The 10155-nt window shown below is 57.6% G+C and carries 11 protein-coding genes and 2 riboswitches; of the genes, 8 read left to right on the plus strand and 3 right to left on the minus strand.

The genetic code is table 11. The annotated features are described in order from the left end of the window. Positions 1–165 precede the first annotated feature (165 nt). Together QP995_RS10570 and QP995_RS10575 are read left to right on the plus strand one after the other, a co-directional pair. Positions 166–621 (plus strand): hypothetical protein, encoded by a 456-nt coding sequence (locus QP995_RS10570; protein WP_048733759.1) that lies wholly within the window; start codon positions 166–168, stop codon positions 619–621. 107 nt (positions 622–728) lie between these two features. After that, positions 729–1010: a GNAT family N-acetyltransferase gene (locus tag QP995_RS10575; RefSeq protein WP_049173078.1), complete on the plus strand. Its 282-nt coding sequence runs from the start codon at positions 729–731 to the stop codon at positions 1008–1010. Positions 1011–1110: 100 nt separating this feature from the next. On the opposite strand, the gene epsC is transcribed toward QP995_RS10575, so the two are convergent. Continuing rightward, the gene (gene epsC, locus QP995_RS10580) at positions 1111–1704 is read right to left on the minus strand and encodes a serine O-acetyltransferase EpsC (RefSeq protein WP_005511963.1); all 594 of its coding nucleotides are present in this window, start codon (positions 1702–1704) and stop codon (positions 1111–1113) included. Between the two features lie 115 nt (positions 1705–1819). Then, positions 1820–2752: a cysteine synthase A gene (gene cysK / locus QP995_RS10585; RefSeq protein ID WP_049173059.1), complete on the minus strand. Its 933-nt coding sequence runs from the start codon at positions 2750–2752 to the stop codon at positions 1820–1822. Positions 2753–3055: 303 nt separating this feature from the next. Then, a riboswitch (cobalamin riboswitch) is annotated at positions 3056–3324 on the plus strand. Positions 3325–3391: 67 nt separating this feature from the next. On the opposite strand from cysK, the gene QP995_RS10590 reads away from it, so the two are divergent. The 5 genes from QP995_RS10590 (at position 3392) to ramA (ending at position 7915) form a co-directional block, all read left to right on the plus strand. Further along, a complete protein-coding gene (locus QP995_RS10590; RefSeq protein ID WP_049190264.1) occupies positions 3392–4174 on the plus strand; it encodes an energy-coupling factor ABC transporter permease in 783 nt (260 codons plus the stop codon). A gap of 38 nt (positions 4175–4212) precedes the next feature. Next, complete coding sequence (locus QP995_RS10595) at positions 4213–4590, plus strand: energy-coupling factor ABC transporter substrate-binding protein (RefSeq protein WP_049173058.1); 378 nt, start codon at positions 4213–4215, stop codon at positions 4588–4590. Further along, positions 4587–5324, plus strand: coding sequence for a cobalt ECF transporter T component CbiQ (cbiQ, locus tag QP995_RS10600; RefSeq protein WP_049190262.1), 738 nt, complete (start codon positions 4587–4589; stop codon positions 5322–5324). The genes QP995_RS10595 and cbiQ overlap by 4 nt, the downstream gene beginning before the upstream one ends. Positions 5325–5326: 2 nt before the next feature. Beyond that, a complete protein-coding gene (locus QP995_RS10605; protein ID WP_049190261.1) occupies positions 5327–6151 on the plus strand; it encodes an energy-coupling factor ABC transporter ATP-binding protein in 825 nt (274 codons plus the stop codon). Between the two features lie 195 nt (positions 6152–6346). Further along, positions 6347–6617, minus strand: a riboswitch (cobalamin riboswitch). Between the two features lie 461 nt (positions 6618–7078). Then, positions 7079–7915: an acetate metabolism transcriptional regulator RamA gene (ramA, locus tag QP995_RS10610; protein WP_005511953.1), complete on the plus strand. Its 837-nt coding sequence runs from the start codon at positions 7079–7081 to the stop codon at positions 7913–7915. A gap of 71 nt (positions 7916–7986) precedes the next feature. Here the strand turns inward: ramA and QP995_RS10615 are convergent, their stop codons facing one another. Further along, positions 7987–8586: a cob(I)yrinic acid a,c-diamide adenosyltransferase gene (locus QP995_RS10615; protein WP_101739190.1), complete on the minus strand. Its 600-nt coding sequence runs from the start codon at positions 8584–8586 to the stop codon at positions 7987–7989. 47 nt (positions 8587–8633) lie between these two features. Here QP995_RS10615 and murA point away from each other — a divergent pair, with 47 nt between their 5' ends. Then, the gene (murA, locus tag QP995_RS10620) at positions 8634–9896 is read left to right on the plus strand and encodes a UDP-N-acetylglucosamine 1-carboxyvinyltransferase (RefSeq protein WP_239272592.1); all 1263 of its coding nucleotides are present in this window, start codon (positions 8634–8636) and stop codon (positions 9894–9896) included. The last annotated feature ends 259 nt before the right edge of the window (positions 9897–10155 follow it).

Consider the following 10155-nt stretch of genomic DNA (forward strand, 5'->3'; position numbering starts at 1 on the left):
GCTTATATCCGCCCGATTTACCCAGCCTAATCAGCAGTAATGCTGAAAGTCAGACACACTTTTTGCTACTTAACCCTCGTAAAGCACAGTGCATCGAGCCGTGCGAAAACCTTAAAGTGGGGGAAAATAAACCGCGTACACACCCTAGCGGATAGGATGTTGTGCATGAGTAAGGAATTCGCCTCAGCAGGAACGCTGTCCGACGATAAGACGCTGCCGTGGGTCGTGCGCATCTTCGTCTACACGGATGCTGAGGGCAGCCAATCGGCTGCTGAGAAGGTTCGTGGGGTGCTCGCGGAACTGATTCCGGATCAGGAAGTCAACGTCTACGAGGATGTCATGCCCGATGTGGGGCGCACTTCCTCTCTCGCTGATTTGTGGGCGGAGGCCAACCCGGGCATGGATCCGGGGGATCGGAAGCGTTACCGCATCAGTGTGGTGGCTCCGGGGCTGTCTCACTGCGAAATGGCGGACCTGGCAGGCCCGCTCGCTGAGGCCGTCAGCCCGGGGTGGGCAGAGGGGGAGGCTGCGACCAAGGTCGCGAAGGGCGATGTCCCGTGCCGTGTCGCTGTCGGGCGTGCCGACGAGCACCCGGGCGAACCCCCGCTAGTGCAGAATTAACCAGAATTCGGAATTAATCCGAAGCGAGAGCTGTTATCTGGGTTACATCCTAAGAGTCGTTTGCAATGACGACGCTTCACAACCATGAGAGGGAAGTGATTCCGAAAATGGCACACACTATTTCGCATGATGAGGCCGGTCAGCGCTACGTTCTCACCGTAGAGGGAGAAGAGGCCGGCTTTGCCGCTTACACCCCGGTGGAAGGTGCCCTGGACTTTGACCACACGGTTGTAGATGGCAAATTCCGTGGACAAGGCCTGTCCAAGCCGCTTATCGCAGGCGCGCTGGATGATGTTCGGAAGAACAACCGAAAGATTCGCACCAGCTGCTCCGCTGTTGCCAACTTCGTGGAGAAAAACCCGGACTACCAGGATCTACTGGCTGACTAGTCGCTGAAGGGCGAAGAACGCACAAAGAAGCCGGCCGGCTGCTCACGATAGGAAGAGCAGCCGGTCGGCTTTTGTATGTAGAGCTAGTTTTAGGGCGGGGCTAGATGAAGTCTCCGTCACCCTGGACGTACACCGCCGGATCGCACAACGGCTTGTGCTCTTCGGGCTTGGCAGGGCGTACGCGGCCCGGAATTCCTATCACGATGGAATCGGGTGGGCAGCTGTGGGTGACCACGGAGTTGGCGCCGATTGATGAGCCTGCACCAATTGTGATGGGGCCAAGGACTTTCGCACCTGCTCCGACGGTGACGTTGTCCTCCAGGGTGGGGTGGCGTTTTACCTTCTCCAGTGAGCGGCCGCCAAGCGTCACGCCGTGGTAGAGCATGCAGCCGTCACCGATTTCTGCGGTTTCGCCAATGACGATGCCCATACCGTGGTCGATGAAGAACCTTCGGCCAATTTGAGCGCCCGGGTGAATCTCAATACCAGTCAGCCAACGGGAAAACTGTGCGAGTACTCGTGCAATGCCCTTGAAAATCCCGCCTCGTTTCCAGAGGCGGTGCGAGAATCGGTGAATCCAGATTGCGTGTAGGCCGGAGTAGACAATGGCATTTTCTACATCACTGCGCGCAGCTGGGTCATGCGCACGGGCATTGTCCAGATCCTCTTTGAGGATTCGGAAAAAGTCACTCATGGGCGTCAATTCTATCTGGTCGGAGGTGTGGGCAATGCAAAAACCCGCTTGCCGACGGAAAGTGCCAGCTAGCGGGCTCTGCAGAGAAGGTTACGGGCGCTTATAGTGCTCGGCTTTAGTCGCGCAGATCCTCGTACAGGATGGAGGAGACGTAGCGCTCGCCGAAGTCAGGAACAATCACGACGATGTTCTTGCCCTCGGACTCCGGGCGGGCTGCAATCTCGAGAGCAGCCTTGATGTTTGCACCGGCAGAAATGCCGCCGAGGATGCCCTCGGCTGCAGCGACCTTGCGGGAGACCTCAATAGCGTCCTCGTTGGTAACCGCAATGATCTCGTCGAGAAGCTCCTGATCGAGAACCTCTGGGACGAAGTTTGCGCCCAGACCCTGAATCTTGTGCGGGCCGGCGGTGCCCTCGGTCAGCAGCGGGGAGGCCTTCGGCTCAACGGCAACCAGCTTGATGTCCGAGTTGTGCTTCTTCAGCGTGCGACCAGCACCGGTAATGGTGCCGCCGGTGCCGACACCAGCCACGAAGTAATCAACCTTGCCGTCGGTAGCTTCCCAGATTTCTTCACCAGTGGTTGCCTCGTGGATAGCCGGGTTGGCCGGGTTGGCGAACTGGGAAGCCAGGATTGCATTGTCGGTGTTAGCCACGATTTCGTTGGCCTTATCGACAGCGCCGCGCATGCCATCCGCGCCCGGGGTGAGTACAAGCTCAGCGCCAAATGCGCGCAGAACGACGCGGCGCTCCTGGCTCATGGTGTCCGGCATAGTGAGAATGACCTTGTAACCGCGGGCTGCGCCGACCATTGCCAGCGCGATACCGGTGTTGCCCGAGGTACCCTCGACGATGGTTCCGCCCGGCTTGAGCTCGCCAGAGCGCTCGGCGGCATCGATAATTGCGTTGCCGATGCGGTCCTTGACCGAGTTGGCAGGGTTGTAAAACTCCAGCTTGGCAATCACGTTGCCCGGCAGGCCCTCGGTAACACGGTTGAGCTTAACCAGCGGGGTGTTGCCGATCAGTTCAGTGACATCGTTATAAATAGTCATTAATCTTATCCATTCCGGAAATCACAGAGGACTTCCTAATGAGTTTTCGCGTGTAGCCGTAGTGTACGCCTGATCTTGCAATTAGTACAGACCAGTTCGTCTATTTTATGGCTTGCGTAGGGAAGTGGAAGCTGTCAGTTCCGGTGCCGCCACCGTCATAGTCGCCGCGGCCGGCGCCGTCGCAGTCGCACCGCTATTGTCGCAATGCCCCTGCTATTGCCACGTTAACGCTGTCTCATTGCCTCGCTCGTCCTTACCTCCATTGTGAGGGTAAAGAGCATTAAAGTTTCTTAGAATCCACTATTCTGAGACGTGATTTACAGTGCACGGGAATGCCTTGTGAATAGGCAGCGGCCCTCGCCACTGTGATTGGGTGCGATTGCGGCCCTTATCTGCACAGCGGTTATATGTGATAACCGAAAAACGCAGACAATGGACTCAGCGATTGCGGTGCTTCGTCGAAGCCACTCAGAGGGACTCAAACCTTTGGGGAAGGAGGCGAGGCATTAATAGAAGTGTGAAGCTTTCCTCAGCCCATCAGCCAGGAGACCGACTGTAAATCATCCAATTCGCGTCCGCGGATTGGCGGTCGAGCGGTGCTGTCGAGGTGAATAGCGCCGTAGAAAGATGATTTACATCATGCATATTGCTGAGGGATTTCTCCCAGTCACTCATTGCATTGGGTGGGGTGTAGCTGCCGCTCCCTTTGTCATTCACGGCGCAATTCAAGTCAAGCGCACTATGAAAGAGCATCCCGGTAGCGGCATGCTGCTCGGTGCTGCTGGTGCGTTTACCTTCGTGCTCTCCGCAATCAAGATTCCATCTGTGACGGGTTCCACTTCGCACCCGACAGGTACAGGTTTTGGTGCTGTAATCTTCAAACCTCCGGTGATGGCGCTGCTTGGCTCCATCGTGTTGCTCTTCCAAGCAATCTTGCTCGCTCACGGCGGCATTACGACGCTCGGTGCGAACATCTTCTCCATGGCAATCGTCGGCCCGTGGGTTGGCTACGCCTTCTACGTATTGACTCGAAAGCTCGGCGGAGGCCTACTACCAGGTGTGTTTATGGCAGCGTTCTTCGCTGACCTCTCCACCTATGTTGTGACCTCCGTGCAGCTCGCTCTTGCACACCCGGCAAACCCGGGCGGTGTCGGCGGCGCTCTGGCTACATTCCTCGGCCTGTTCGCTATCACGCAGATTCCGCTGGCAATCATCGAGGCTCTGGTCACCGTCATTCTCATGCGCACCCTGCTGGCCGTGGCACATTCTGAGCTCCTCGATCTCGGCTTCCTGTCCCGCTTCGGTGATGCGCCAGCACCGGCGCTGGAGGCGAAAGCTGCAGAAGCCACGGCTGACGCTGTTGCAGGATCTGTCACTTCGCAGAATGCGGCAGCTGCATCCGTATCTGGCCAGAAGCAGTAGCCGTCGTCAAGCGAAAAGAAGCGAAAGAGAGCACGATTATGAATGCAAAAAACAACGCGCAGATTGTCGACGCACAGGCAGCTAGCCAGCCGAAGAAGAACTCCGTGTGGGTCAGCGTTGGTCTCATTGTCCTGGTAGTCGTAATTGCCATGTTCCCGCTGTTCTTCAACTACGGGGACGACGACGCCGAGGAGCCGTTCGCCGGCACTGATGCCACCGCTACGGAGACAATTCAGGAAATCGACCCGAACTACGAGCCGTGGTTCGAGCCACTCGTCGGCGAGCTGCCGGGTGAGGTCGAGTCGGGTCTGTTCGCGCTCCAGGCCGTTATCGGTGCTGGCGTCCTGTTCTACGTTATTGGCTTCTACCGAGGGAAGGCTGCTGCGCGTTCGGACAAGCGCGAGAAAGAGCAGTGAATGCGCTAGAAGCTGCAGCGGCGCGCAGCGCTTGGGCACGCCGCAACGTGGGTGAAAAGATTCTGCTGCTCGGTGGGCTGCTGATTCTGGCGGTTGCGCTACCGCCAATTCCCTTTGCGCCTGTCATTGCGGTCATTGCTTGGTCTATTGCGTACATAGCCCGAGTGCCCCGCAAGCTGTATGTGGCAATGGTGCTGGCACCGGCGGCTTTTGTGCTCGTCGGCGCGTTTCCGCTTTTGGTAGCGCTTACTCCCGACGGTCTCGCGTGGTCGCCGGATGGCCCGCAGCGAATGGCGCAGGTTGTGATGCGTTCGTTTGCGGGTATCAGCTGCACGATGGTCTTTGCGCTGACCACTCCGATTTCGGAGCTCATTGCCTGGCTCGACAAGCACGGCTTGCCGCGATACTTGACGTACCTCGCCGAGGTGATTTACCGGATGACCGGCGTGCTGATTCACTCCGCACACTCGATGACGGAAGCGCAAGCACGACGCTTGGGACACTCCACGCGCCGGGCGATGATCCGAGATGTAGCGGCACAGTCCGCCAGCCTCTTTGTAATTGCCTTTACCCGCGCGCGCAAGATGCAAGAGGGAATCGAGCTGCGCGCCGATCCGAGCGCAATGAAAGTACTGGTGATTTCGCGGCCCAGGCAGCCGAAGTTCATCGCGATATCCAGTGCATTACTTTTGTCGTTGATTGCGGCCTGGGCGCTGCTGAAATGGGGTGTATAGGGATGTCGAGCAGCAGGAAAAATCGCGCTGATCACGTACATGGTGCCAACGGTGTCATTGTCGAAGCGGCTGCAGTTACATACGCTTACGACGAAACCCACGTTCTGAAAGGCGTGGATCTGGCAATTTCGGGTGGCGAGCGCCTAGCGCTGTTGGGGGCAAACGGTTCGGGCAAGTCCACGCTGTTGCGTATGCTCGCGGGAGCGTCTAAGCCCAATAGTGGTGAGGTCCGCCTTGACGGCACCGTCTACACGTACTCCCGGCACGGCCGCAATGCGGTCCGTCGCTCAGTGCAGATGGTCACGCAGGATCCGGATGAGCAAATCTTCGCGGCTAGCGTGTTTGCAGACGTCTCGTTCGGTCCCGTCAACCTGGGGCTTAAGAACGAGGAAGTCGAACGGCGCGTCCGGCAGGCTCTAGGTACCGCCGAGATCACCGATCTCGCCGAACGCGTTCCGCACCAGCTTTCCTATGGTCAGCGCAAGCGCGTCGCTCTCGCTGGTGCGCTGGCGATGCATCCGCGTGTGCTGCTTCTCGACGAGCCCTCCGCCGGCCTCGATCCGCAGGCGACCCGAAAGCTTGCACACACGCTCAATCAATTGCGCGATCAGAGCACTGCCGTCGTCGTCGCCACGCACGACATCGACTTCGCGTGGAATTTCGCCGATAGGGCAGCGGTGCTTGCCGACGGCAAACTGCGCGTCGGCGCCAAGGAAGAAATTTTGGCCGATCGACGGTTGGTCGAACATGCTCGACTGGCTTTGCCCTGGGCGCCCGTGGTCTCCAAGGCGATTGGGCGAGATGTGTGCCATCCAGAGGATGTTTAGGCGAGTGGCTTGGTTGGTGAATAGCTCATCGATATGTGCAGCTAAACCGCGCTAAAAATGAGAAAAACGCCCGCGGGCAGGGCGTAATGCCTATGAAAATAGGCCTAGAAATATAGGCGAAGCTGTCGCATTTCTTCGCTTCCATTTCACGTCACACCTGTCCGCGGGCGATCTCCGTGGCCGTGGCACTTTGCAGTGCCCTCGGCGCATCAGGCAGGTATTCGGACTTTCTGGCGTGACCGACAATAAGGGGATGACGACTGCCGCAAGCTTCAATGCTTACGTGCAGATCCTTATTATCAATTTTCCTACTTTTCGCCGCTTCCCAAGGTTGAAATAACCTCAGTGCCGTTGGCGAATTTTGTTCCAGATTACCGCTGCGGGACAGTTCCGGAATTGCACCGGATTCCCTCTTGCGTTTGCTGTGCACCACCTTCGGACAACCACGTGGAGGACGTAGCATTGAAAGTGGAACTCAACAAAACCTGTTGCATGTATGACAATAGCGCACGATGCAAAATAAGCGAAGGTCTTTTTCGAAAATGTCCGCATTGGGGGTAAAACGCCGTTCATTACCCTCTGTTATCAACATTCACGCAGTTTGTTAGCGGAAAAATAGCTACCCCCTGCCTTGTATTTATTCGGCCGAGGCGGGGCTAATGACAGGATTTATCCTGGTATTTTCTTTACGTACTTGTAGAGAAACCTAGTTGTTTCCTAAGATTGTGTGACGGATGCCTTAATGCAGGTGTACCCGTTCGGAGGGTACTATCTACTTTGTACGGTTTACAGCCCCCGAAAGGGTCAGTGGCCGCTGAGCGGTAGTTGGCCATTTCGTAGGAGTGTAAGTCGGCGCGAAGTCACAGGCTGATGGTGCCTCTGTGGGTGCCAGTGAAGCAATTTGCCCGTTACGCAGGAGGACGCGAGATGGATCCCCACCGCATTCTGGACGACAATGAGGTTATTAAGTCGTCCTTGGTCGCCCTAAAGAATGCGACTGGTATTCCGGTCACAATGTATGCGGAAGTCACCGATAACTCTAAGATGCAGATCAACAACTGGGTTGGCCTGCGTACTCCGGCCCTGCAGAATCTGACTGTGGAATCGGGTGCGGGTGTCGGTGGTCGCGTGTTGGCCACGCGCCGCCCGGTGGGTGTCAGTGACTACCTGCGCGCCAAGGTTATTACCCATGAGTATGACGACAAGATTCGTGACGAAGGCCTGCACTCGCTGGTCGCCGTGCCGGTGATTGTTTCGCGTCTTGTCCGTGGCGTGCTCTACGGTGGCGTGCACTCCTCGGTGCGCCTGGGGGACAAGGTTCTTGAAGAGGTCACAATGACCGCCCGTTGCCTGGAGCAGGACCTCGCTGTCGTCGATGCCTGCCGCAACATGGATCGTTCTGGCAACGGTAAGGGCGGCCGCATCATGAATGGCGCTGAGTGGGAGCAGGTTCGTTCCACGCACTCCAAGCTGCGCATGCTCGCTAACCGTGTGGATGACGAGAAGCTGCGCCAGGAGCTCGAGGTGCTCTGTGACCAGATGGTCACCCCGGTTCGCGTCAAGCAGACCACCAAGCTGTCGGCTCGTGAGCTCGATGTTCTCGCCTGTGTCGCCCTCGGTCACACCAACGTCGAGGCCGCAGAGGAAATGGGCATCGGTGCCGAGACGGTTAAGTCCTACCTCCGCTCCGTAATGCGCAAGCTGGGCGCCCATACTCGCTACGAGGCCGTCAACGCAGCCCGTCGCATCGGCGCACTGCCGTAAACCGCTTGACGACGGTTCCTTTGCGCCCAAACCCGCGGGTATTGGGGTAGTCAGTTCTGCTACTTGCCCCGCTACTTACCCCCTGCTTGCCGCTGGGCTTCGCGCTCACCCCCGGGGATCCACTTAACGTCGTTTCCGTTATTGGCCACTCTCGAAAGAATAAACAACAGGTCAGACAGGCGATTGAGATACTTCGCCGGTAGGACTGAGGTGGTTTCGGGAAATTCGCGGCAGGCAGCCCATGCTGCACGCTCGGCTCGGCGAGTAATCACCCGAGCTGTGTGTAGCAGTGCTGCGGCTGGTGTGCCTCCCGGGAGGATGAAGGAATCCAGTTTCGGCAGTTGTTCATTGAATTGGTCGCACCAGTGCTCGAGTCGCTCGATGTAATCCGGCTCGATACGCAACGGCGGGTACTTCGGGTTTTCTTCAATAGGTGTTGCTAGGTCGGCTCCGGCATCAAATAGGTCATTCTGCACGTAGCGAATGACAGCCGAGATTTCGTCGTCAAGCGTGCCGAGACTGAGCGCCTGGCCAAGTGCGGCGTTGGCCTCCTCGCACGTGGCGTAGGCGATAAGGCGAGAATCATCCTTGGGAACGCGGCTGAAATCGGATAATCCAGTGGTGCCGTCGTCGCCGGTGCGAGTGTAAATGCGAGTTAGATGAACGCTCATAGCTTCAAGCCTAAGCGCGATATTGCGAAATGTGGTTGGCTGGGGGAGTGGGAAATGAGCGATTTCTGGTTAAAGGCGGAGCGACGCTAAATGGTCAGGTTCAGATTTCCGGGGCGAAGAACTCGGTTCTGAAACTGATGGGCGCGGCGCTTCTCGCCGAGGGCACGACAGTACTGACGAACTGCCCTGAAATTGACGACGTGCCATTGATGCAAAAAGTCCTCGAAGGTCTCGGCTGCTCCGTGACGCGCGAGGGCGACCGGATTGAAATCACGGTGCCCGAAGAACTCTCGCATCACGCTGACTTCGATGCCGTGCGCCAGTTCCGCGCTTCGGTCTGTGTGCTCGGGCCGCTGACGGCGCGTACCCGTAACGCGATTGTCGCACTGCCCGGTGGTGACGCTATTGGTTCCCGCCCGCTGGACATGCATCAGGCTGGCCTGGAGAAATTGGGAGCACGCACCTATATTCACCACGGTTGCGTGGTGGCTGAGGCGGGGCGACTCAAGGGGGCGAACATCAAGCTGGACTTCCCGTCCGTCGGCGCGACCGAGAATATTCTGACCGCGGCCGTACTAGCGGAAGGTACGACTGTGCTGGATAACGCCGCCCGTGAGCCCGAAATTGTCGACCTGTGCGAGATGCTCGTGGAGATGGGCGCCAAGATTTCGGGTGCGGGATCTAACACCATCACGGTTGAGGGCGTAGAGAAGCTGCACCCGACTGAGCACAAGGTTGTCGGCGACCGAATTATCGCAGGGACCTGGGCTTATGCTGCAGCGATGACCGGCGGCGATATTACGGTCGTTGGCATTAACCCTAAGTACCTGCACCTTCCTCTGGAAAAACTGAAGAACGCAGGCGCTCAGGTCGAGACCTACCCGCAGGGCTTCCGCGTGCGTATGGACAGGCGTCCGCAGGGTGTGAACTATCAAACGCTGCCATACCCAGGCTTTCCGACGGACATGCAGCCCATGGCCATTGCTCTGTCCGCGGTGTCCGAAGGGACGTCAGTGCTTACCGAGAACGTTTTTGAGTCGCGCTTCCGGTTTGTCGACGAGATGATTCGCCTCGGCACGGACGCGACTATCGATGGCCACCACGTGATGATTCGCGGAAAGGAAACGCTGAGTTCCGCACCTGTGTGGTCTTCGGACATTCGCGCCGGAGCGGGACTAGTGCTTGCTGGGCTGTGTACTGAAGAAGGTGACGTCACTGAGGTGCACGATGTCTATCACATCGACCGTGGCTACCCGGGCTTCGTAGAGACACTCAATTCTCTTGGCGCTTCTGTTGAACGGGTTAGCTAGTGATTGTTGGCCTCTGGTCAATGGCTAACGGCTAAGCGCACGGTGCTAGTTAAACGCGCGGTGCGGAAAACCATCGCAAGTCTTCGGTTCTGGATGCTTCAGAACCGTAAGGAGTGATTCTCCTGTGGTGGCTTGTGGTGGTTTTCGCTATTTTACCTGGGGTTTTGTGTCTTTGGGTGGGGTGTGTGTAATGTATCTGGAGGTCAGCGTGGCCAGGCAGTTTATGTGTTTGGTTGGTTGATGTGGGGGAAATGTTTTC

Source organism: Corynebacterium sp. MSK032 (genome assembly GCF_030232065.1).
GTDB classification, from domain to species: domain Bacteria; phylum Actinomycetota; class Actinomycetes; order Mycobacteriales; family Mycobacteriaceae; genus Corynebacterium; species Corynebacterium jeikeium_D.